This is a genomic window from Pseudomonas sp. BNK-15 (assembly GCF_047456105.1).
GTDB lineage: Bacteria > Pseudomonadota > Gammaproteobacteria > Pseudomonadales > Pseudomonadaceae > Aquipseudomonas > Aquipseudomonas putida_E.
The window spans coordinates 1031035-1053425 of the sequence record NZ_CP179898.1; the positions used below are offsets into that span (position 1 = coordinate 1031035).

The following is a 22391-nucleotide window of genomic DNA, read 5'->3' on the forward strand; positions in this document are numbered from 1 at the left end:
TGCAACGCTTATTCCGAGAAGCACGCATGCAAACATTTTTCATTGCGCCGACCGACTTTGGTGTCGGCCTGACTTCCATCAGCCTCGGCCTGGTGCGTACTTTGGAACGCGCCGGGCTCAAGGTCGGCTTTTTCAAGCCGATCGCCCAGCCCCACCCCGGGGATACCGGCCCGGAACGCTCCAGCGAACTGGTCGCACGCACCCACGGTATCAAACCGCCAATGCCGCTGAGCCTTGCCCAGGTCGAGCGCATGCTCGGCGATGGCCAGCTGGACGAACTGCTCGAAGAAATCATCCGCCTTTACCAGCAGGCTTGCGTGGGCAATGACGTGGTGGTGGTCGAAGGCATGGTGCCGACCCGCCACGCCAGCTACGCAGCGCGGGTCAACCTGCACCTGGCCAAAAGCCTGGATGCCGAAGTGATCCTGGTGTCGGCACCGGAAAACGAAGTGCTCAGCGAACTGTCCGGGCGGGTCGAGCTGCAGGCTCAACTGTTCGGCGGCCCGCGCGACCCGAAAGTGCTCGGGGTGATCCTCAACAAGGTTCGCACCGACGAAAGCATGGCCGAGTTCGCCGCGCGCCTGCGCGAGCACTCGCCGCTGCTGCGCGGCAACGACTTCAAGCTGCTCGGCTGCATCCCCTACCAACCCGAACTCAACGCCCCACGCACCCGCGATGTGGCTGACCTGCTTGGCGCCCAGGTGATCAACGCCGGTGACTACGAGCAACGGCGCATGAACAAGATCATCATCTGTGCGCGCACCGTGGCCAACACCGTGCCGCTGCTCACCCCAGGCACCCTGGTGGTGACCCCGGGCGACCGCGACGACATCATCCTGGCCGTGAGCCTGGCCGCGATCAATGGCGTGCCGCTGGCCGGCCTGCTATTGACCAGCGACAGCAAGCCCGATGCACGCATCCTCGGTTTGTGCCGCGGCGCCCTGCAGGCGGGCCTGCCGATCCTCTCGGTCAGCACCGGTTCGTACGACACGGCCAACCAGCTCAACTCACTCAACCGCGAGATCCCGGTGGACGACCGTGAGCGCGCCGAATTCATCACCGATTTTGTCGCCAGCCACCTCGACGCTGCATGGCTGCACCAGCGCTGCGGTACGCCGCGTGAGTTGCGCCTGTCGCCTGCGGTGTTCCGCTACCAGCTGATACAGCGGGCGCAGCAGGCCAACAAACGCATTGTCCTGCCCGAAGGCGCCGAGCCGTTGCTGGTGCAGGCGGCTGCGATCTGCCAGGCGCGCGGCATCGCACGGTGCGTGCTGCTGGCCAAGCCCGAGGAAGTCGAAGCGGTGGCCCGTGCGCAGGGGATCACCCTGCCGGCGGACCTGGAAATCCTTGACCCTGAGCTGATTCGCGGGCGCTATGTCGAGCCGATGGTCGACCTGCGCAAAAGCAAGAACCTCAATGCGCCGATGGCTGAGCAACAGCTGGAAGACCCGGTGGTGATCGGCACCATGATGCTTGCGCTGGACGAGGTCGACGGCCTGGTCTCCGGCCTGGTGCACTCCACCGCCAACACCATCCGCCCTGCCCTGCAGTTGATCAAGACTGCGCCAGGCGCCAGCCTGGTATCTTCGGTCTTTTTCATGCTGTTCCCCGAGCAGGTGCTGGTGTATGGCGACTGCGTGATGAACCCGCACCCCAGCGCCAGCGAGCTGGCTGAAATCGCGCGGCAGAGCGCCGAATCGGCGCAAGCCTTCGGCATCGCGCCACGGGTGGCGATGATCAGCTATTCAAGTGACTCGGCGAGCGACGAAGAAGTCGAGAAAGTGCGCGAAGCAACGCGCCTGGCGCAGGAAGCCGAGCGGGGCCTCGTGATTGACGGCCCGCTGCAGTACGACGCTGCCGCCAACCCGGCAATCGCCCGCCAGTTGGCGCCGAACAGCCAAGTGGCCGGGCGCGCCACGGTGTTCGTGTTCCCTGACCTGAACACCGGCAACACCACCCACAAGGCGGTGCAGCGCAGTACCGATGGGGTCAGCCTGGGGCCGATGCTGCAAGGGCTGCGCAAACCGGTGAACGACTTGCCGCGCGGCGCCCAGGTGGACGATATCGTGCACACGATCGCGCTTACAGCCATCCAGGCCAGCGTGGTGCGCTGAAACCTGGGGCTGCTGTGCAGCCCAATCGCCGGCAAGCCGGCTCCCACCGGGATGTGTGGCGCTTGCGATCCCGGTGGAAGCCGGCTTGCCGGCGATTGGGCCGCACAGCGGCCCTCATGGTTTACGGATACTGCTGCACCTGGCCCTGCTGATCATACTGCTGGCCGGGAATAGGCTTGAGGTTGACCTCGACGCGACGGTTCTGCGCCCGGCCATTGGCATCGGCGTTGCTGGCAATCGGCTGGTCCGGGCCCATGCCGCGCACCGACACGCGCGAGGCGTCCACGCCTTGCGAGGTCAGGTAGGCGCTCACTGCCTGGGCACGGCGCTGCGACAGGTCCATGTTGTGCTGGCGGCTGCCGGTGCTGTCGGTGAAGCCCACCACTTCGATGGTGTTCTGGTTGAACTGTTTGAACGAGGTCGCCAGGTTGTTCAGCGGCGAGTAGAAGCTCGGCGCGATGTTCGCCGAATCGGTGGCGAAGGTGATGTTGCCCGGCATGATCAGCTTGATCTGGTCACCCTGGCGCTGCACTTCGACGCCGGTATTGGCCATCTGTGCACGCAGTTCGGCTTCCTGTTTGTCGGCGTAGTAACCGTAACCGGCAGCGGCAGCACCTACCGCAGCGGCGCCGATCAGCGCGCCCTTGCCCCGGTTGTCGTGGTCGATGGCGGCACCGGCGATGGCGCCGGCCAGCGCACCCAGGCCGCCGTACTTGGCGGTCTTGCTCATCCCGGTCGACCCGCCCTGCGCCTGACCTTGGCTGTCGTAGGGGTTCTGGCCGGCACAACCGGTCATCAGGGCTGCAGCGGTTGCGACGATAATCAGGCGACGCATGGTGAACATGGACAAGCTCCTACAAGAATTCGTGTGTGCGGCAAATCATGAATGCATTTATGCCAGCCTTGGATCGCGCTTGAGCGAAAAAATTCCATGACAGGCTGTTTATGCCGGCTCAGGCCCGCACGAAGGGGTTCTCGCGCATTTCGTCACCCAGTCGGGTATCAGGGCCGTGGCCGGTGACCACGATTGCATCCTCATCCAGACGATACAGCCGCTCCTTGATCGAGCGAACGATAGCCCGCTGATCGCCGCCCCACAAATCGGTGCGGCCAATGCCACGTCGGAACAGGGTGTCACCCGCAACCAACAGCTTGGCGTCAGCGAACCAGAAGCTCATCGAACCCGGCGTATGCCCGGGCGTGTGCAACGCCACGCCACAGCCGCAGGCCAGCGCTTCATCGTCACCCAGCCAGCGGTCTGGTGGGGGCACCGGGGTATAAGGGACGCCGAACATCTGGCACTGCATCTCCAGGTTGTCCCACAGCACCTGGTCGTCCTTGTGCAGGTGCAAGGTCGCACCAGTGAGCTCCTTGAGCTTGCCCGAGGCGAGGAAATGATCGAAGTGCGCATGGGTGTGGATGATGCTCACCAAGGTCAGGCCGTGGGCCTGCAGGCGGGCGAGGATCTTGTCCGGATCACCACCCGGGTCGACGACGATGGCCTTTTTGGTAAGCGGGTCGCCGATCAGGGTGCAGTTGCACTGCAAAGGCCCGACGGGGAAGGTTTCGCGGATGAGAGCTAGCGACGCTTTTTCCATGAATGACCACAGCAATCAATTGAATAAAGTCTGAACACGAGCCAGCGCATCGAGGATCACGACCTCGGGAACCGACTCGACCCGTTTGGCGCCTCTGGCTTCAAGGTCGACCGTGCGAATCTGGTTGCAGAGCACTACGCCTTGGGTCTGGGTGCCCGCACCACTGAGAGTGACCGCAAAACCCGCATGCCTGGCGAAATCCCCACCTTGGGATATGGGAACGATCACGGCCAGCCCGCAAGCATTGAATGCTGCTGGCGTGACTACCAGGGCTGGGCGCCCGGCCCCTTGCTGCTCGCGACCGGCAGTAGGGTCGAGATTGACCCGAACAATATCGCCTCGGCCGAATTTAGCCCGCTTCACACTTCACGCCCCACTGGACGCATGGCGTTCCAGTCAGCCATGTCCTCGGGCTCCGGCGCATTCAGGTCACATTGTGCCATCAGCTCTTCAAGTGTGTATCTGGGATTGGCCCTGACAGGTTTGAGGACCATGGTCTCGCCTTGCGTGTCCAGGCTCAGTGTGGAGCCGACGCCAAGATGCATCTGTTTGAGCACTGTTGCCGGCAAACGAATCGCCGCACTGTTGCCCCACTGCTGAATCTTTATCTGCATGAGTATCTCCCAAGGTAGATACATAGTAGAAACCCTCCAAGTGAATGCAAGTGAAATGTAGAAACTTCGTATCTACATTGTCACTTGTCAGGCCCCGATAAAAGCCCGCATTCCACGAGTAGGATATGCCTCACAATGCCTTGGGAATCGACTCACAACCGGCCCTGGCGGCACTACGGGCCATGCGACCCGCCACCAGGCCTTACGGCAAATACAACCTGAACAATCCCCCGCCAAGCGCCCCGCCATTGGCGATCTCGATTCGCCCGCGCACGCCATCGCGCTCATGCAGCGCAGCGATGCGTGCCGCGAAATAAAGGCCAAGCCCGGTGCTGCCGCTCTGCGCATCGATGCCCTGTACATAATCCTGCTGCCGCTCGAGCATGCGCGCCGGGTAGCCTGGGCCGTCATCGTTGACGCTGATCACCAATTGCTCGTTCTCTTGCGCGATGCTGATCAACAGCGCATGCCCGGCATAGCGGGTGGCGTTGGTGATCACATTGGCGATCACCGAGGCGACCAGTTCCCGATCGAAGAAACCCAGCGGATTTTCGCTGTCGATGCGCCAGGTGGCGAGGATATCGTTGTGCTCAAGCACTTGCTGATGAGCCGCCAGCTGCGCTTCGACGAAGTCGTCCAGCTCGTGATAGTCCGGGCACACCGGCAACTGGTTGACGCCCAGTTTGTACAGCCCCAGCATTTGCACCAGCATGCCATTGAGGTGGCGGAATTCGTGCTCGATCACGCCCAGCTCGGTGCCCCCGCGCAACTCCTCGGGCAGGCGCGCCAGCCACTGGTCGTGGGACTGGATCAGCGCTGACAACGAGTTTTTCAGGTCGTGCACGGTGGAGGCGATCACCGTGGAAAAATCCAGCCCCTGGTTGTCCTGGCTCATGCGCCGAACACCTTGATGTGCAGTTTGCGGTAGCGGTCATACCGGCTGTCGCTGGCAGGAATACCCGCGACGCTGGTCAGGCAGTTGCGACACTCCTGCAGGATTGCCGGCGGCGTGGCTTCGCCACCGATGCGCAACAGCGCCTGGGCAGTGTTGAGGGCAATGCTGATGTTCTTCGGTTGCAGTGACAGGGCCTTGCGGAACATCTGCAAGGCTTCATTGAGCTGCCCGGCCTGATAGCTGCGCACACCCTGGCGGTTGAGGTCGACAGCTTCGGTGACGGCGCCGAGCACCGTGGGGTCATCCGTCAGCTTGGCGACACTCTGCATGACCTTGGGGTCATCGCCGTAGGTTTCCACACAGCCTTTGAGGATGGTGCCGCCGGCACCTTCCTGGCCCAGCGCCTGCAGCTGTTTGGCCACGGTCAGGGCGGCTTCGACCGAGAAGAACTGATCCATCTTGTCCAGCCGCTGCAGGGCCTGCTCGGTAAGCTTGGCTGCAGTCTCTGCATCACCGGCCTGCTGCAGGCTGGCAGCTTTCATCAAGCGCGCACGCACTTGCAGGCCCTGATCCTCGACATTGTCCTTGGCCACCTCGCTGAGCACGGTATTGATCTCGACCCGGGTACGTGCATCCAGGCCGAAGCCGGCGTTCTTGTTCATCAATGCCTCGACCAGCCCAAGGTTGCTCTCCGCATCCTTGTAGCGCGAGCTCTGGCCCTGGTTCACCGCATGGCGAAACGCCTTCGAGGCGCTTTCGAAGTCTTCGTTGTCCAGCGCCAGTTTGCCCAGCGCGGCCTGGCGCCTCACCGCCAGGGGTGAAAGGCGCACGGCTTCTTCAAGCATGTTTTGCGCGCGCTTGGTCTCACCCTGGGCCACCAGCACGTCGGCCATGCCGTCGTACAGGCTCGGCATGATTGGAAACGCCTTGAGCGCCTGCTCATAAACGCCCTGGGCCTGCGCGTGCTGACCCCGTTTGTGCATCAGGCTGCCCAGCGCCGCATACACCCACGGCTGCGGGCGGCTGGCGAGAATGCCCTTGAGGAACTTTTCCAGCTCATCGAAGCGGTTCAGGTCTCGCAGGGCATCGGCCCGATAACGCAGGCACAGGGGCGCGAAACGCGGGTCCTTCTTGCACAGCTCGGCGCACGCAGCCAGCACTTCGGCCGGGCGGCCACGGTCCAGGGCCTGCAGGATCGGCTTGAGCAAGGTCTTGCGCTGCGTCAGCTTGTCGAGGCGCTGGGCCAGGCCCACCCGGTTGAACGGTTTGGTCAGGTAGGCATCGGGCTCGTGCTCCAGGGCGCTGAGCACGATGGCCTGGCTGCTCTCGGCGGTCACCATGATGAACACGCACTCATGGCTGATCAGCTTGTCGAGGATCATGTCCTCCAGCACTTGCTGGCCGTTCTTCTTGCCATCCCCAAGGTGGAAATCCTGAAGAATGTAGTCATAGCGCTTTTGCCCGCACATGCGCAGGGCCTGCTCACCGCTGTCGGCAGTGTCGACGTCACGCACGCCCAGCTCGCGCAGCATGGAGCGCGTCGACGTGCGAAAGTCGGTGAAGTCATCGACGATCAGAAAGCTCTTTTGCCCGTACTGCAGCATCAACACGACCTGTATTGGATGATGGGAGGATGGCGTGCGGCGATGCATACCGCCGAAACGTGTATCGGCAGCCAGGCGTAAAAGATGAGGGCAGGCAGTGCTGCAGCGAGAGGCTGGCCTGGGCCGTTGTTTATCCGGCCAGGCCGCCAACGACCGGCATCAGGCCAGCAGGCCCAACGACTTGGCCCGTGCCACCGCCTGGGTACGCCGCTCCACCCCGAGCTTGCTGTTGATATGGCTGGCGTGGGTCTTGACGGTGTGCAGCGAGATGAACAGGCGCTCGCTGATCTGCTGGTTCGAGCAGCCTTGGGCGATCAATTCCAGCACTGCCAGCTCACGACCACTGAGCGCCTCGCACGTGCCGCTGCTCGGCGCGGCCTGCTCGGGCAGACGAGCCAGCAGCTCGACCTGGACCTTGCAGGCAGGACGTGCGAGCAACTGCTCGCGAAGCCACAGCGGGTGCAGCTCGATCAACCGCTGAAACGGCTGCATCACCCCGCCCTGGGCCGCTGCCAGAGCCATGGGCAAGCGCTCGGCAGCCTGCGCCTCGCCACCGTGCTCCAAGGACAAGGTGATCCACTGGCACAGCGCGCTCAAGGTCAGCATCATGCCACCGCCGGCCTGCCCGCGCTCGACCAGGCCGCGCAAGCGCGCAGCGGCATCCTCACTGCGGCCCTGGATGCGTTCGAGCAAGGCCTGCTGCAACTCGATGTGCAGCGCTAACAACGGGTGGAACTCCGGCGCCGCCGCAGGCTGCTCGCCACCATAGGTCTGGCCCAGGCGCAGCAACCAGGACTCGGCCAGGTCGGTACGCCCCTGCGCCAGCCACAATTCGCACTTCACCAGCGTGATCATGGCCAGGTAGAAGATCGGCGGCACGTCCCAGATATGCATCAGCCTCTCGGCTTCGGCCAGCTCGGCGAAGGCGTCGGCGTAGCGCCCTTCACGCCCGTCGAGGGTAGCGATCACACAGTGGCCTATCAGCACGCTGATATCGCGACAGGCGCGCGCCTCGCCCAGCCCCGCACGCAAGCGCGCACGCCCTTGCGCAGGTTGCAGGCGCGTCACCAGCAGGTAGCCCTCGTACAAGGTCAGCCGCGCGCGCACGGCATACAGCCGCTGGGCCGAAAGGCCCTGGAGGCGTTGCAGCCCCTGGCGCACCTCGTCCAGCGCGCGCAGCGCCTCGCCCCTGGCATGCAGCACCCGGGCACGGTCGTAGTGCGCCAAGGCTTCGAACAAGGGGTTGCCAACCCGCTGGGCCAACTCCAGCGCCTCGCGGTTCCAACCACGCGCCCGCCAGAAGTCGCCATCGGCAATGGCCAGGTTGGACAGCGTCGACAGGCACACCAGACGCTGCCCATAACGTTTGCACGGCAGGCTTTGCAGCGCCTCACCACAATAGGCCAGGGTGCGTTCGCGATCACCGCGGCCACGCGCAATTACCCCGCTCAAGGCCAGCCACTGGGCCAGCATGGACCTTTGCGCGGTGGCTGAAGGCGCTGGCAAAAAGCGGCTGAGGTAGCTTGCCAGCTCTTCGGCTGCGTCCAATTGGCAGGCCAGGCCCAGCGCCCAGCTGTACAGCACGATCAGCCGGGGCGTACTGATCAGCAGGCTGTCGGGCAAGTCCATCTTCCAGCGCAGCAGCATGCCGACGTTCTGCTCGGCCAGCAGTTGCTCCTCCGACAGGCTCTGCACCAGGTCGGCGGCAACGTCCAGATGGCCAGCCCGCAGGGCTTGCTCCACCGCTTCGTCAAGCAGCCCCTGAGCCTGGAACCAACGGCAGGCACGCAGGTGCAGGCGCGCCTGCGGTTCATTGGACTGGCGGCTGCGCAACAGGTCGGAGAACAGGTGATGGTAGCGATACCAGTGCCCATGCTCGTCCAGCGGCACCAGAAACACCTGGTGCGCCTGCAGGTAACGAAGGATGGCCGCGCTGTCGTCGCGCTGACGCAGGGCATCGCACAACGCCGCGCAGAAGCGCTCCTGGCACGCAGTGTCGAACAGAAACGCCTGCACGTCCTCAGGCAGGATTTCGATGACTTCTTCCAGCAGGTAGTCGCGGATCAAGCCTTCCCCGCCATGCAGGGCCTGGGGCAGCGCATGCTCGTCGCCGGACTCGCTCGCCGCCAGTTGCCAGAACCGCAACCCGGCAACCCAGCCGTCGCTGCGCTGGATCAGGTTGTCCAAGGCCTGGCCGCGCAGGCCTGTAGGCTGGCGACCAATAACGGCCAGGGCCTCGTCGGGCGTCAGGCGCAGCTCCTGCTCGTTGATCTCGACCAGTTGCCGTGAGAGCCGCAGCCGCGCCAGGTGCCAGTCTGGCCGCTGGCGGCTGGTGACCAGCAACACCAAGCCGCCCGGCAAGTGGTTGAGAAAAAACTGCAGGCAGCGATCGAGCACCGGCCCCTGGGCCAGGTGATAGTCGTCCAGTACCAGCAGCAAGGGTGTATCGGCTTGCAGGTACAACGCCAACTCGTCGAGCAGGCCGTCGATCCATTCCTCGAACGCGAAGGGTTGGTGGCGCTGGCGCATTTTCAACAGGCCCATGGCTTGGCCGCCCAACGCCGGGCAGTACTGCTGCAGCCCCTCAAGCAAGCGTTCGAGAAAACGGCCCGGGTCAGCATCGCGCTGGCTGAGCCCAAGCCAGAGGCTGCGCCAATGGTCGGGCAGCGCCTCGCAGAATTCGATGGCCAGGGAGCTCTTGCCGAAGCCTGCCGGGGCATTGACCAGCAACAAACGGCCGCTGAGGCCGGCCTGCAAACGCTGGCACAGGCGCGCACGCGGCACGTGGCCGTGCGGCAGCGGCGGCCGGAAGAAGCGCCCGTCCAGCAGGCCCACGGCCTGGCTGGCGACTCCATGCGTACGGGACAAATCAGTCATGGCCGGCTCGTTCTGGTTGGAAGACTACGGCGGTACGGATTGTTCCGAGACTAGCGGGTAACGCGGCGTATTTGAAGATGATGGGCGCAAATGGCCTGTAAAAGACTACGACAAAAAACGACAAGCCTGATGGACAGAGGGCTGGCGCGGGGTTTGGCGAGGTATTCACCCGTTTTATGATTGCGCCGGCCAGTACAACAAGGGGCTGGAACAGAAACGCCCCGGCAAGCCGGGGCGTTCTGGGAGTATCACAAGGTGTGCAGCACTAGCGGTTCAACGAATACCCGACTGGCGCAGCGCAGCTGGCTGGAAGTCTGCCTTGCTGGCACTGAAGCCGAAGTCGTAGGCGCGCTTCTCTTCGTTCTTCATGCCCAAGGCCAGGTAACGGCCCGATTGCAGGTCGTAGATGGCCTCCAGGGTGTACCACGGTACCTGAACATTGTAGTAGTCCTGGGCATGCGCCTCGGAAACCCGCCATAGCTGGCCGCGGCCGTCATACTGGTCGATCACCGCTGCCTGCCAGGTGTCCTCGTCGATATAGAAGTCGCGCTTGGCATAGATGTGGCGCTGCCCCGGCTTGAGCGTTGCAACCACATGCCAGACCCGGCGCAGCTCATAGCGGGTCAGGTCCTGATTGATGTGACCGGCCTTGAGGATGTCGGCGTACTTGAGCTTCGGATCGTCGAGTTTGTAAGCGTTGGAGGCGATGTACATCTCCTTCTTGCCTTCAAGCTTCCAGTCGTAGCGGTCTGGCGCACCGTTGTACATGTCCAGGTTGTCCGAAGTACGCAGGCCATCCGCTGCGGTACCCGGCCCGTCATACGACACCTGCGGCGCCTGGCGCACGCGACGCTGGCCGGCGTTGTAGATCCACGCCTTGCGCGGTTCTTTCACCTGGTCGAGGGTTTCGTGCACCAGCAGCACGGTACCGGCCAGACGCGCTGGCGCGGTCACTTCCTGTTTGAAGTAGAAGAGGACGTTGCCCGGGTTGTTCGGATCGAAGTCCTTCATCTTGTCGCGGAAGACGAACTGATCGGCGAAGTACACCAGGCTGTAGGAGCCGCTCTGCTGCGGCGTAGCCTGGGTTACCAAACGGCTGACGCTACCACCACGGTAGCGGGTGATGTGGTTCCAGATAACCTCGATGCCACTCTTGGGGATCGGGAACGGTACTGCGGTCTGGAAGTTGTTCAGCCCGTTGCCGCCTTCGACCAGCGTAGTCGCGGTGGCATTCTTCTTGATTGCGGCGAACACATCGTCAGGCACCGTGGAGCCTCGATGGGTCTTGTACACCGGGATCTTGAAGGTTTGCGGGTAGCGCTTGAACATCGCCACCTGGCCTGGTGACAGCTTGTCCTTGTACTGGTCTACGTTCTGCGCGGTGATGGTGAACAGCGGTTTGTCGCTGCCATACGGGTCGGAAAGGAAGCCCTTGGCATCGACGCTGCCTGCGGTCTTTGACAACGGTTGCCACGGGCCGATGGAGCCATCGGCGTTACCGGCCTTTTCCGCGCCCATCGGGGTCAGGGTGCTGCCCAGCTTTGCCGCTTCATCAGCGGAAACCGCAGCCATGACGCCGGTTGCCAGCAGGGACAGGCCCAGTACTCCGGCTTGCAGCAGACTTCTGGTCTTGTTCATGTCGTGTCGTCCTGGATCTGTGTGCTTAGAAGTTCACGCCGAAGCTGAGGGCGAGGAAGTCGCGATCATCCACGGTGCTGTACTTGCCGTCGAAGAAGTTGGTGTACGAAAGGCTCGCGGTGTAGGTCTGCTGGTATTCGGCGTCCAGCCCAAGGCTGACTGCCTTGCGGCCTTCCTCGAAGTTGCCGCCAGGGCCCGGCGAGTAACCATCGACGTCATGCGACCAGGCTACGCTGGGGCGCAGGTTCACACCGGCAATGACGTTGTTGTAGTCCCAGATAGCGCGAACGCGATAGCCCCAGGAATCAGACGTTGTATAGCCATCGTTCTCGCAGTAGCGCGATACGTTGTTGGCATCGGCGGTGCCCAGGGTACTGCTGTTGAGCGCCTCGCACTGGCCATTGGGCAGAGGCCCCGGGCCGAACACCGGGTCACGCCCGTAACGCATCTTGGATGTGCTTTCCAGGCCGCCGACGTGGGTCCAGCCGATTTCGCCGACCATGGTCAGCCGCTCTGCCCCCATCACCTGATCGAAGAAGTGGGTGAAGGTTGTCTGCAGCTGGGTGATTTCCTTGCGACGATAACCAGGCTGGTCGGCACCCGGTGTTCCCTGCAACACAGAGACATCCGGATTGAGCGGCGTCAGGCCCGAATAGAGGATATCGGTGGTATTCAACTGCACCGGAGCGTTCGGCCGGTAGCTGATCTCGCCACTCCAGGCGGTACCGGTAGGCAGTGTGGTCGAGAAGCTCAGACCATACAGACGGATGTCTTCCGGATACTCCACGTAGTAGCTGGAGTTGCCTGCGACCTGCAACGGCATGAGGCTTGGCAACAGGCTCGCCAGCGCAGCAGACGGCACACCCGCACTGACCAGCGCGCCCGCCAGGCCGCTTGTGCTGTAGTACTGGGCATCGGCACCGCGACCGCTGAAGATTGGCGCACGGCTGTGGTAGTTCATGAAGTAGCCACCGAATTCGGTATTGAGCGGCTCGTACATGTAGCGCAGGGCAACGCCGAACTGACCACTGTCCCGAGCATCGCGGTCCGCGCCACGACGGACGATCACGCCCTCATCGGGGGAGCCGTAACTCACGCCGCGTGCGGCCAGAGTGGCCGCGACTGGCGCAGCCAGCGGCCCAAGCCGGCTGGCCAAGGTGTTCTGCGTGGCCAGCACGGCCAGGTTGTTGTCGCAGCCGTCGGCGATCACGTCGGGCTGGGAGAAGAATGTGCCGCAGTTGTCGACAACGGTCTGGTCCCACTCGATCTGGTAGAAAGCTTCGGTCGACAGGTTGTCGGTGAGGCTTTGCGAGACGTAGAACATGTTGACGGGGATCAGGCCTTCCTTGATTTCAGCCCCTGGCCGGCGGAACGCAGAAACGTCGATCGGGTTGACTGCGTTGATGCCGCCGCCAATGAAGGTACTCTCCCCCCAGCTCACTACCTGCTTGCCCAGACGCACCGAGCCGGGTTGATCACCGATGGCGTAGTTGTGGTAGACGAACGCGTCGAGCAGTTCGGCGCCAGACGATTTGGCGCCCTCCTTGCGGTTCGAATCGCTGATGTCCTTGAACTCGCGGTTCTCGTCCTTGAGTTCGAAGTCGTACCAGTACTTGCCCCGCACGAAGATGCCGGTGTCGCCATACTTCAGTTCAAGGTCGTGGATACCTTTGAAGATCTTCGAGAAGGTTTCGCCTTTCTTGAAGTTGAGGTGACCATCGTCCGAGGTTTGCGAAAGACCCTTGCCGCCGTTGTTGGCGCCGATCAGGTTGCTGTTGGGGTTGGCGGTCGACCAGCTGGCCCCGACGGAGAGCGACGAGTCGAACTGGCCTTCGATTTCCCCGATGTTGAAACTGACCGCGAAAGCAGGGCTTGCGAGCGTGGAAGCAAGGCTGACGGCCAAAGGTAGCTTGGCCCGACGCCAGAACGGGTTTGCAGATGTCATCGACGCTACTCCATGTACTTTTTTGTTATGGCAGTGAGTCCTTTCAAGAACGGCCCGTGCGACCGGTATGCAGGCTTGCGCCCGTGGCGACACGTGTTGCGCGTGTCGCCCTCCCCCATTCCTGAAAATCCCCTGGCCCCGACTATAGCCAGCAGACCAAGGTGCTTGATCCCTCTAAAGTGTGATTTGCACACCGTTGGCCAATTCGCCCTGGCGTGTTCCCAGGTTACGCACCGGCAGTGCCCAAGCATGGCCGATTTTTACCGATTGGCAAGGTGACGGCCGCTCTGGCCTGCGGGTCGTGCGCCGGGGTACACGACCCGCAACGCGGTTACAGCGTGGAAAGGAAGGCGCTGTTACTCGCCTGCCACTGGACGATGTCCTGGCGGATGCGCTTCTTGTCGAGCTTCCCGACACTGGTCTTGGGAATTTCTGTAACAACGGCGATCTGGCAGGGAATCGCCCACTTGTTGATGTGCCCTTGCTCTACAAATGGCTTGAGGTGTTCCTTCAACGCCTTGGCATCGACAGCCTGGCCGTCATGCACCACCAGCAGGGCGAACGGGCGCTCCCCCCACTGCGGGTCGGCGACCCCAACCACTGCAACCTCGCGCACTCCAGGATGCCGGCTGATCAGGTCCTCGAGGTCCAGGGAAGATATCCATTCCCCCCCAGTCTTGATCACGTCCTTGATGCGGTCGCGAATGTCGATGTAACCCATGCCGTCGAGCGTGGCGACGTCACCGGTGTGCAGCCAGCCCCCCTGCCACAGCTCCTCGCTTTTCTCCGGCTCCTTGAAATAGCCCATGGTCAACCAAGGCGCACGCAGCACCAACTCACCTTGAGTCTCGCCATCTGCCGGGAGGAAATTGCCATCGCCATCGACGATCGCAGCTTCCACCAGCGGTACCGGAACACCGGCCTTGATGCGGTAGGTCACGCGTTCGTCTTCGCTGCCGGCCTGCAGCTCATCGTTCAGGTGGGCGGCAGAAATCAGCGGGCACGTTTCGGACATGCCATAGGCTGCAGTCAGCTGAATGCCCCGGGCCAGCGCCGCTTGATATAGCGAGCGGTTGAGCGCACTGCCACCGATGATGATCTTCCAGCCGCCGAAGTCCTGGCCCTGGGAGCTCGGACAATTGAGCAGCATCTGCAGGATGGTGGGTACACAGTGCGAGAAGGTGACCTTCTCGTCCCGCCAGAGCTTGATCAGCATGTCGGGCTCGTAGCGGCCCGGGTACACCTGTTTCAGACCGAGCATGGTCGCCGCGTACGGGATGCCCCAGGCATGCACGTGAAACATGGGCGTGATGGGCATGTACACATCATTGCTGCCAAGCAGGCGGACGCTGTCGATACTGCCGGTCACCGAGGCCTCGGCCAAGGTGTGCAGCACCAACTGGCGGTGGGTGAAGTAGACGCCCTTGGGGTTACCTGTGGTGCCGGTGGTGTAGAACGTGGTGGCGACCGAGTTCTCGTCGAAATCCGGGAAGTCGTAATGCGGGCTGGCCGCCGCCAGCAATTGCTCGTACTCGCCCACCAGGTTCGGCAGTTCGGCGGTCTTGTCCGGGCCATCGGTCAACAGCAGGGTCTTGTCGACCGTGGTCAACTGCCCGGCAATGGCCTGGTAAAGGCCGACAAAATCGCTGTTGACCAGCACGAAGCGGTCCTCGGCATGGTTCATGGTGTAGAGGATCTGCTCAGGCGACAGACGCACGTTGATGGTGTGCACCACCGCGCCGATCATCGGGATGGCGAACATGCATTCCAGATAACGGTGGCTGTCCCAATCCATCACCGCCACGGTGTCACCGGCCTTGACCCCGGCTTCGGTCAGCACGTTGGCCAGGCGGGCGATACGCTCGTTGAGCTGTGGATAGGTCAGCCGCAACTGGTCGCGGTAGACGATCTCGCGGGTCTTTTCATAGCGGCTGCCGGACATCAGCAGGCGTTTGATCAGCAGAGGAAAGCTGTAGGCGCCCTCGGCGGGCTTGATGATGCGGGTCTGCAGCATGGTTATCCCTTCTTGAAAAGCGAGCCGGACAAGTCTGTGCCTACTGTAGTTCGCCAATGTGACGGTCAAATCAGCCGAAGGAATGATTTGGCTGCGCGAGGTATGAGTGGCATTGTTCGGTCGATGGATCAACCCTTGCCCTGCCACTGGAGCCGTACCTATGCCCAGCCCGCGTCGCGCTGTGTTTCTCGATCATGAATCCCTGGACCTTGGTGACCTCGACCTTTCACCTTTGCAGAGCCAGTTCGACGCGCTCGAACTGTGCAACGCCACCCGCCCGGATCAGGTAGCCGAGCGCCTGCAGGGCGCCGTTGCGGTGATCAGCAACAAGGTCATGCTCGACGCCAACGCCCTGTCTGCCAACCCACAGCTCAAGCTGATCCTGGTCGCTGCCACCGGCACCAACAACGTCGACCTGGCTGCCGCCCGTGCCCAAGGCATCACTGTCTGTAACTGCCAGGGCTACGGCACGCCCTCGGTGGCACAGCACACCCTGGCCCTGCTGCTGGCGCTGGCCACGCGCTTGTGCGACTACAACCAGGCGGTGGCCGACGGCCAATGGGCCAAGGCCAGCCAGTTCTGCCTGCTGGACTTCCCGATCGTGGAACTGGAAGGCAAAACCCTAGGCCTGCTCGGCCATGGCGAACTCGGTGGCGCCGTCGCGCGGCTTGCTGAAGCCTTTGGCATGCGCGTGCTGAGCGGGCAGATCCCCGGGCGCCCGGCGCGCAACGATCGCCTGCCGCTGGACGAACTGCTGCCGCAGGTCGATGCCCTGACGTTGCACTGCCCCCTCAACGAACACACACGGCACATGATCGGCGCACGTGAGCTGGCATTGCTCAAGCCCGGCGCGCTGGTGGTCAATACCGCACGTGGCGGCCTGATCGACGAGCAGGCCCTGGCCGACACCCTTCGTCGCGGCCATCTGGGCGGCGCCGCCACCGACGTGCTGAGCGTCGAGCCGCCGGTCAACGGCAACCCGTTGCTGGCCGGCGACATCCCGCGCCTGCTGATCACGCCGCACAGCGCCTGGGGCGCGGTGGAATCGCGCCAGCGCATCGTCGGGCAGCTCAGCGAGAACGCCCAGGCATTCTTTGCCGGCCAGCCACGCCGCGTGGTCAGCTGAGCGCAAGGGCAGGCTCTGCTACACTGCGCCACTTTTTTCAGGAGGCGTCGTCCATGGACCCGCGCAGTGAAGTTTTGCTCCGCCAGGCGGACCTGTTCCAGGGTCCACTGCTGATTGCCGGCGCCCCCGCCGATGACCTGCTCGGCCAGTTGCCAAAGGCCAATGCCTGGACCTGGCACGCGGGTGATCAGGCCATGCTCGACGCCCGCTTTGCCGGGCGTAGCCATTACGGCGTCGACGTGCCGCCGGTCGCCTTCGAGGCGGCCGTACTGTTCCTGCCCAAGTCGCGCGAACTGGCGGCCTACCTGCTAAACGCACTGGCGTCACGCCTGGACGGCGGCGAACTCTACCTGGTGGGCGAAAAGCGCGGCGGCATCGAAGGCGCGGCCAAGCATTTGCAGGCCCTGGGCAAGCCACGCAAGCTCGACAGTGCCCGGCATTGCCAGTTGTGGCAGGTCACCGTGGACAACGCGCCCGAAGCCAAGCCACTGGAAAGCCTGGCCGAACGCTTCGCGCTTGAACTGGAAGACGGCCCGCTGCAGGTGGTCAGCCTGCCTGGCGTGTTCAGCCACGGTCGTCTGGATCGCGGCACAGCGTTGCTGCTCAAACACCTGGATAACCTGCCAGTGGGCCATGTACTGGACTTTGGCTGTGGTGCCGGCGTGCTCGGCGCCACAGTCAAACGCCGTTACCCACAAAGCCGGGTAACGATGCTGGACGTGGACGCCTTCGCCGTGGCCGCCAGCCGCCTGACGCTGGCTGCCAACAAGCTGGAAGGTGAAGTCATCAGTGGCGACGGTATCGATGCTGCGCCCGGCGACTTGAGCCTGATCCTGAGTAACCCGCCGTTTCATACCGGTGTGCACACCAACTACCAGGCATCGGAAAACTTGCTGAAAAAATCAGGACAACATCTGCGAAAAGGTGGCGAAATGCGCTTGGTCGCCAATAGTTTCCTGCGTTATCAGCCACTGATCGAAGGCGCCTTGGGCAACTGCCGGACCTGCGCCGAGGCAGACGGTTTTCGCATCTATCAGGCAACACGTTGATAAAACAGGGCTTGCCCAAAGCGTTTGGGCTAGGCAGAATCCGCACCGTCCTAGGGGAGTAGTCTCCCGCAAGCAACCTGCTTGCCCGGCACGCGTCAACACACTTGGCCCACAGGCCATGGCGCGTGCGACCCACGATCTGCGCAGACGGATCCAGGGTTTGACAAGACCTATGACACGCACACCTTACCCGGGGCGGGGAGGCTGTACGTGTCATAGCCGTGTCGACCCGCCCCCACAGGAATCCTGATGCTGGAATCTCTCCTCGTACCTACCGCGATCGTCGCCCTGGCCGAAATCGGCGACAAGACGCAACTGCTCGCACTCATTCTGGCTGCCCGCTTCCGCAAGCCCTGGCCGATCATCGCCGGCATCATCGCCGCCACCTTGGCCAACCATGCCGCCGCAGGTGCCGTAGGCGCCTGGGTCAGCGGGTTCTTCAGCGAGTCGACGCTGCACTGGATTCTCGCGGCGAGCTTTACCGCCACGGCCCTGTGGACCCTGGTGCCAGACAAGATGGATGATGATGAAAACCCTGCGCGGCGCTTCGGCCCGTTCCTTACTACGCTGATCGCGTTCTTCCTGGCCGAGATCGGTGACAAGACCCAGGTTGCCACGGTGATGCTGGCAGCCCAGTACCCGCACCTGATCATGGTCATCATCGGTACCACGTTAGGCATGCTGATTGCGAACGTACCGGTAGTCCTGGCGGGCAATTTCGCCGCAGAAAAACTGCCGCTTACGCTGATTCGTCGCCTGGCCGCGACGGCCTTCATCGTGCTGGCGATCGTCGCCGTCTACTCGGCAATGAAAACCAGTGGGTGGGTGGGGTAAAGCTGCAAGCTGCAAGAAAGAGCAGATGTACGCGTACTGCTCTTGCTTGTAGCTTGTAGCTTGTAGCTTGTAGCTTGTAGCTTGTAGCTTGTAGCTGCTCTTACTTCTTGGCGGCCTGATACAGCGGCATGACCTTGGGAATCGCCGCCTGCAACGAGGCGATCCGGCTGTCAGAGGCCGGGTGAGTGCTCATGAACTCAGGTGGCGCGCCCTCGGACGCCTTGCTCATCTTGTTCCACAAGGTGATCGCGGCATTCGGGTCGTAGCCGGCACGCGCCGACAGTTCCAGGCCGATCAGGTCGGCTTCGTTCTCGTTGGCGCGGCTGTTGGGCAAGGTCATGGCGTAGTTCACCACCTGGTCTGCCAGCGCAATGCTGTTCTGGCCAAGGCCAAACAGCGCACCTGCGCCCTGGCGGGCCATTTCCACACCGTAAGCCTTGGACATCGCTTCGCGACTGTGTTCACGCAGCGCGTGGGCGATCTCATGCCCCACCACTGCCGCAATCTCGGCATCGGTAAGCTTGAGCTGGTCGATCAGGCCGGTGTAGACGATGATCTTGCCGCCAGGGCCGCAGTTGGCGTTGAGCTCATCGCTCTTGATCACATTGACCTCCCACTGCCACTGGGCGGCATCCGGGCGGAATTTCGGCGCTTGGGCGATCAGCCGGTCGGCAATCACCTGCACGCGCCTGGCATCGGCGCTGGACTTGTCCAGCACGCCCTTGTTCGACGCCTCGCCAAGGGTCTGCTGATACGACTGGGCGTACATCTGGTTGACCTCATCGGTCGAGAGCATGCTGAACATGTACTGCTTGCGCTCGACGCCGACAGCACCGCCGCTGGTGGTATTGACCGCCTGGCAGCCAGCCAGCAGGATGCCAGCGCTCAAGAGGCTGACGACAAAAGACTTACGCATGAAAACACTCCCTTTTTACATGCGGGATATCCTAGGCCGAGTCGCCCATGGGCTACCAGAGCCGCAGGGAAGATTTTCTTCGCCAGTACCGGCCTCATCAGGCCGGCGTCAGGCACTCGGGCGCATCCAGCTTCGGGTCATTGACGAAATTCGCCAGCGCCCGCTCACGTAGCGTGGCCGGTGGGCTGGCGAGCAGCTCATGCAGACGCGGCAGCGGTGTGTCAGGGGCCAGCCATGCGGCCTGCCCCGCCTCATCGAGAATCAACGGCCGGCGTTGGTTCATCGCCGCCTGGGTCACCACCGCACAGCTCAGCCACACCTGGTCCTGGACCGGGTAGGCTTCCCATATGGCCGCGAAATACAACGACGAACCCTCCCCCGGCGTCAACCAGTACGGCCGTTTGCGCACCGTGCCACGCCATTCGTAAAAACCGTTGGCTGGCATCAGGCAGCGCCGCAGACGTAACGCTTCGCGGAACATCGGTTGCTCGGCCAGGGTTTCGGCCCGGGCATGCGCGGGGGTGCGTGAGAGGTCAGTGAGCCAGGCCGGGGTCAGGCCCCAGCGCGCCTTGGCCAACTGCATCTGGCCGTCGACCTGGCGCTGGATCAGCACCGAAGCGCCGGGCGAGATATTCCATTGCGCCGGCTGACCGGCAGGAAAGCCTGGCAGGCTTGCCAGCACCTGGGGCCAGCGAAACAGGGCATAGCGTCCACACATGGGCGATTTCAGAACCTAGCAGATCAAGGTACCGGGATAGCTCTCCGGTTCGTCGCCGACAAGCGGCTGGGCGCCATTGTACGCATCGATCAGCTGCCGTGCGTAACCTGCCTGCTCATCGGCCACGGCGAGCCCGAGCAAGCCTTGCATCGGCAACTCGCCAACACCGCCCATCAGGTCACGGCCGATCAGGTGCACCTCGATACCCTCGCTGGCCAGCATGCCAGCGAGCATTTCTGCCTCCAGCAAGGTTTCCGGTTCGTAGATCCGCCGCATCAGGCATCGTCCTCGCGTCTGACTTCGAGCATCCATTCGTCGCCGTGCACCTGCAGGATGAACACCACCGGCTGACAACATACCTGGCAGTCTTCGGTATACATCTGGTCGCCACCAGAGATGTCCACGGTGGTTTCCACGCGCTCGCCGCAATAAGGGCAATCGTAGAAGTCGGTTTCCAGCATCGCGGCCTCCGCAGTGACTTATGCGTATAATTGCCGGTCTGTTTACAGGGCCTGCGTGTGTCCGAGCCGTTTTTCGGGCCCCACCCCTACTTTATTACCCTAGCCGTTTCCAACAAGAGAGCATGATGGGCGAATTCGATGCCATCCGACCGTACGACGATGCTGAGGTCCCTGCCGTGCTGGCACGCCTGCTCAGCGACCCGGCATTCCTCGATATCCTCACCCACTTCCGCTTCCCGCGCGCAGCCGGGGCACTCGGCTGGTTGCTCAAGCCGCTGATCGCCCGCCGCCTGCGCAAGGAGTTCGCCGGGGTTACCTGCGTGTCCACATTGCAGGACAAGGTCGAATACTACGTCGACCACACCATCGAGCGCGCTACCGACGGGGTCACGTACACAGGCGTCGAGCAACTCAAATCCGGTACCGCCTATCTGTTCCTGGCCAACCACCGTGACATCGTCATGGACCCGGCCTTCGTCAACTACGCGGTGTACCACGCAGGCCTGCCGACGCCACGCATCGCCATTGGCGACAACCTGCTGCAAAAGCCGTTCGTCAGCGACATGATGCGCCTGAACAAGAGCTTCATCGTCCACCGCTCGCTCACTGGCCGGCGCGAAAAGCTCGCGGCCTACCAACTGCTCTCGGCCTACATCAACCATTCGATCCGCAACGACGGCGCTTCGATCTGGATCGCCCAGGCCGAAGGCCGTGCCAAAGATGGCGATGACCGCACCGACTCGGCCATCCTCAAGATGTTCCACATGAGCCGCAAGGATGAGCCTTTCGGTGCGGTGATCCAGGGCCTTAACCTTACTCCGGTGTCGATCAGCTACGAGTACGACCCCTGCGACCAGGCCAAGGCGCGCGAACTGTATATCCGTGCGACTACCGGCACCTATCAGAAGGCGCCAGGTGAAGACGACAACAGCATCGCCAAAGGCATCACCGGCTACAAGGGCCGGGTACACATCAACTTCGCCCCGCCGGTAACCGCGTTCTACGAGGACACCAAGCAGCTGGCGCAGGAGATCGACCGGCAGATTCTGGGTGGCTACCGACTGTTCCCGGTGCACTACCTGGCCTACGCAATGTGGGGCGAAAAGGATGAGGCACTACAGGTGCCGAGCGCCGAGAAGCTGTTCCCGGCCGAGGAGCTGGCAAAAGCCAAGGAAGAATGGCAACGCCGCCTGGACGCCTGCCCGCAGGAGCAGCGGCCATACCTGGTGTTGCAATACGCCACGCCGGTGCGCAACCAGTATCAGGTCAGGCAACAGGCGCCGGTTGCCTGACCACAGGGGCCGCTTGGCGGCCCCGCATGGTTCAGATCCAGGTACTGAACCAGGACAGCAGCAAGGCCATCGCCAGGCAGGAAAAGCCCAGAATGTAGTAATAGCGCGGCACCCGCTGGTCGAATGCATCCACCAGCCCGTCATCCACTGCCAGGCTTTCGCGGGTGATGGCCTGGCGACGCCGTGCACTGTGCAGCAGCAACCCGCCCGGGCAGGTCATCAACAATGCCAGCAGATTGATCAGCTTGGTCGGATGGGCGGCCAGAACCCCCCAAAGCACTTGCAAGGACATCACGCAACCTCGGTCAGAACGTCAGCGAAGGCCGGCATTCTACCGAAGACCGGCCCTGGCGCCCGGACTTGGCGACAAAGTGTCACTAAATTTCATCTGTCACACGCTCGTCATCAAGGCAGGCCACCCTGTCGGCCTTTTCCCGAACCGGAGCGAGTACATGCTGCACGCCGAAAACCAGGACCGCCTCTATCTCATTGCCCAGAGCGATGAACAGCAGGCGTTGATCGATGGTTTTGCCATCAATGTCCAGGACCGCCAGTGGCTGGTGTATTGCGCCCTGGGCGGGCATGCGCATGAGCATTTGCCAGAGGTGGACCTGCTGACGGGCGTGAGCGTGCTGGATTTTCATATCCAAGCGGCCTGAGGCCTTCGAAAAACCAAAAAAAACCCGCTGCCTGGCA

General features: G+C 62.8%; 21 protein-coding genes and 1 riboswitch. Of the genes, 6 read left to right on the plus strand and 15 right to left on the minus strand.

All coding sequences use genetic code 11. From position 1 onward, the window contains the following. Positions 1-26 precede the first annotated feature (26 nt). Positions 27-2114, plus strand: coding sequence for a phosphate acetyltransferase (gene pta, locus ACMGF5_RS04645; protein WP_119687765.1), 2088 nt, complete (start codon positions 27-29; stop codon positions 2112-2114). 121 nt (positions 2115-2235) lie between these two features. Here pta and ACMGF5_RS04650 read toward each other — a convergent pair whose 3' ends face one another. The 10 genes from ACMGF5_RS04650 to ACMGF5_RS04695 all read right to left on the minus strand — a co-directional run bounded on the left by ACMGF5_RS04650 (position 2236) and on the right by ACMGF5_RS04695 (position 15299). Next, entirely contained in the window at positions 2236-2958 is a 723-nt protein-coding gene (locus ACMGF5_RS04650; protein WP_012316222.1) for an OmpA family protein, read from the minus strand. A 109-nt stretch (positions 2959-3067) separates the two neighbouring features. Next, complete coding sequence (locus ACMGF5_RS04655) at positions 3068-3712, minus strand: MBL fold metallo-hydrolase (protein ID WP_251962466.1); 645 nt, start codon at positions 3710-3712, stop codon at positions 3068-3070. Between the two features lie 15 nt (positions 3713-3727). Continuing rightward, positions 3728-4075, minus strand: a complete 348-nt coding sequence (locus tag ACMGF5_RS04660) for a type II toxin-antitoxin system ChpB family toxin (RefSeq protein ID WP_204918874.1) — start codon at positions 4073-4075, stop codon at positions 3728-3730. Continuing rightward, positions 4072-4350 (minus strand): AbrB/MazE/SpoVT family DNA-binding domain-containing protein, encoded by a 279-nt coding sequence (locus ACMGF5_RS04665; RefSeq protein ID WP_012316225.1) that lies wholly within the window; start codon positions 4348-4350, stop codon positions 4072-4074. The genes ACMGF5_RS04660 and ACMGF5_RS04665 overlap by 4 nt, the downstream gene beginning before the upstream one ends. A gap of 178 nt (positions 4351-4528) precedes the next feature. Beyond that, positions 4529-5221 (minus strand): sensor histidine kinase, encoded by a 693-nt coding sequence (locus ACMGF5_RS04670; RefSeq protein WP_046784535.1) that lies wholly within the window; start codon positions 5219-5221, stop codon positions 4529-4531. Beyond that, complete coding sequence (locus ACMGF5_RS04675) at positions 5218-6825, minus strand: tetratricopeptide repeat-containing response regulator (protein ID WP_046784536.1); 1608 nt, start codon at positions 6823-6825, stop codon at positions 5218-5220. Before ACMGF5_RS04675 ends, ACMGF5_RS04670 begins: the two co-directional genes overlap by 4 nt. A 159-nt stretch (positions 6826-6984) precedes the next feature. Next, positions 6985-9702 carry a LuxR C-terminal-related transcriptional regulator gene (locus ACMGF5_RS04680; RefSeq protein ID WP_119687766.1) on the minus strand — a complete coding sequence of 906 codons (2718 nt, stop codon included), beginning with the start codon at positions 9700-9702 and terminating at the stop codon, positions 6985-6987. A gap of 273 nt (positions 9703-9975) precedes the next feature. Then, positions 9976-11340: a DUF1329 domain-containing protein gene (locus tag ACMGF5_RS04685; RefSeq protein ID WP_046784538.1), complete on the minus strand. Its 1365-nt coding sequence runs from the start codon at positions 11338-11340 to the stop codon at positions 9976-9978. A gap of 25 nt (positions 11341-11365) precedes the next feature. Further along, positions 11366-13285, minus strand: coding sequence for a DUF1302 domain-containing protein (locus tag ACMGF5_RS04690; protein WP_115273876.1), 1920 nt, complete (start codon positions 13283-13285; stop codon positions 11366-11368). Between the two features lie 331 nt (positions 13286-13616). Beyond that, positions 13617-15299: a fatty acid--CoA ligase gene (locus tag ACMGF5_RS04695; protein ID WP_046784540.1), complete on the minus strand. Its 1683-nt coding sequence runs from the start codon at positions 15297-15299 to the stop codon at positions 13617-13619. 160 nt (positions 15300-15459) lie between these two features. On the opposite strand from ACMGF5_RS04695, the gene ACMGF5_RS04700 reads away from it, so the two are divergent. The 3 genes from ACMGF5_RS04700 (at position 15460) to ACMGF5_RS04710 (ending at position 18308) form a co-directional block, all read left to right on the plus strand. Continuing rightward, positions 15460-16425, plus strand: a complete 966-nt coding sequence (locus ACMGF5_RS04700) for a 2-hydroxyacid dehydrogenase (protein WP_414157599.1) — start codon at positions 15460-15462, stop codon at positions 16423-16425. 53 nt (positions 16426-16478) lie between these two features. Then, the gene (locus ACMGF5_RS04705; protein WP_119687767.1) at positions 16479-17474 is read left to right on the plus strand and encodes a class I SAM-dependent methyltransferase; all 996 of its coding nucleotides are present in this window, start codon (positions 16479-16481) and stop codon (positions 17472-17474) included. Between the two features lie 41 nt (positions 17475-17515). Continuing rightward, positions 17516-17635: riboswitch (yybP-ykoY riboswitch) on the plus strand. A gap of 91 nt (positions 17636-17726) precedes the next feature. Then, entirely contained in the window at positions 17727-18308 is a 582-nt protein-coding gene (locus ACMGF5_RS04710) for a TMEM165/GDT1 family protein (protein ID WP_174141606.1), read from the plus strand. Positions 18309-18408: 100 nt separating this feature from the next. On the opposite strand, the gene ACMGF5_RS04715 is transcribed toward ACMGF5_RS04710, so the two are convergent. From ACMGF5_RS04715 to ACMGF5_RS04730, 4 genes are all read right to left on the minus strand, one after another. Next, complete coding sequence (locus tag ACMGF5_RS04715; protein ID WP_012316235.1) at positions 18409-19224, minus strand: M48 family metallopeptidase; 816 nt, start codon at positions 19222-19224, stop codon at positions 18409-18411. Positions 19225-19321: 97 nt separating this feature from the next. Continuing rightward, positions 19322-19942 carry an SOS response-associated peptidase gene (locus tag ACMGF5_RS04720; RefSeq protein ID WP_115273873.1) on the minus strand — a complete coding sequence of 207 codons (621 nt, stop codon included), beginning with the start codon at positions 19940-19942 and terminating at the stop codon, positions 19322-19324. A 15-nt stretch (positions 19943-19957) separates the two neighbouring features. Then, entirely contained in the window at positions 19958-20218 is a 261-nt protein-coding gene (locus tag ACMGF5_RS04725; protein WP_115273872.1) for a putative signal transducing protein, read from the minus strand. Continuing rightward, entirely contained in the window at positions 20218-20403 is a 186-nt protein-coding gene (locus ACMGF5_RS04730) for a CPXCG motif-containing cysteine-rich protein (protein ID WP_012316238.1), read from the minus strand. The genes ACMGF5_RS04725 and ACMGF5_RS04730 overlap by 1 nt, the downstream gene beginning before the upstream one ends. A gap of 122 nt (positions 20404-20525) precedes the next feature. On the opposite strand from ACMGF5_RS04730, the gene ACMGF5_RS04735 reads away from it, so the two are divergent. After that, positions 20526-21695 (plus strand): 1-acyl-sn-glycerol-3-phosphate acyltransferase, encoded by a 1170-nt coding sequence (locus ACMGF5_RS04735; protein ID WP_161871248.1) that lies wholly within the window; start codon positions 20526-20528, stop codon positions 21693-21695. Positions 21696-21726: 31 nt separating this feature from the next. On the opposite strand, the gene ACMGF5_RS04740 is transcribed toward ACMGF5_RS04735, so the two are convergent. Continuing rightward, the gene (locus ACMGF5_RS04740; protein ID WP_012316240.1) at positions 21727-21987 is read right to left on the minus strand and encodes a hypothetical protein; all 261 of its coding nucleotides are present in this window, start codon (positions 21985-21987) and stop codon (positions 21727-21729) included. A gap of 160 nt (positions 21988-22147) precedes the next feature. On the opposite strand from ACMGF5_RS04740, the gene ACMGF5_RS04745 reads away from it, so the two are divergent. Beyond that, positions 22148-22354: a hypothetical protein gene (locus tag ACMGF5_RS04745; RefSeq protein ID WP_046784546.1), complete on the plus strand. Its 207-nt coding sequence runs from the start codon at positions 22148-22150 to the stop codon at positions 22352-22354. Positions 22355-22391 lie beyond the last annotated feature (37 nt).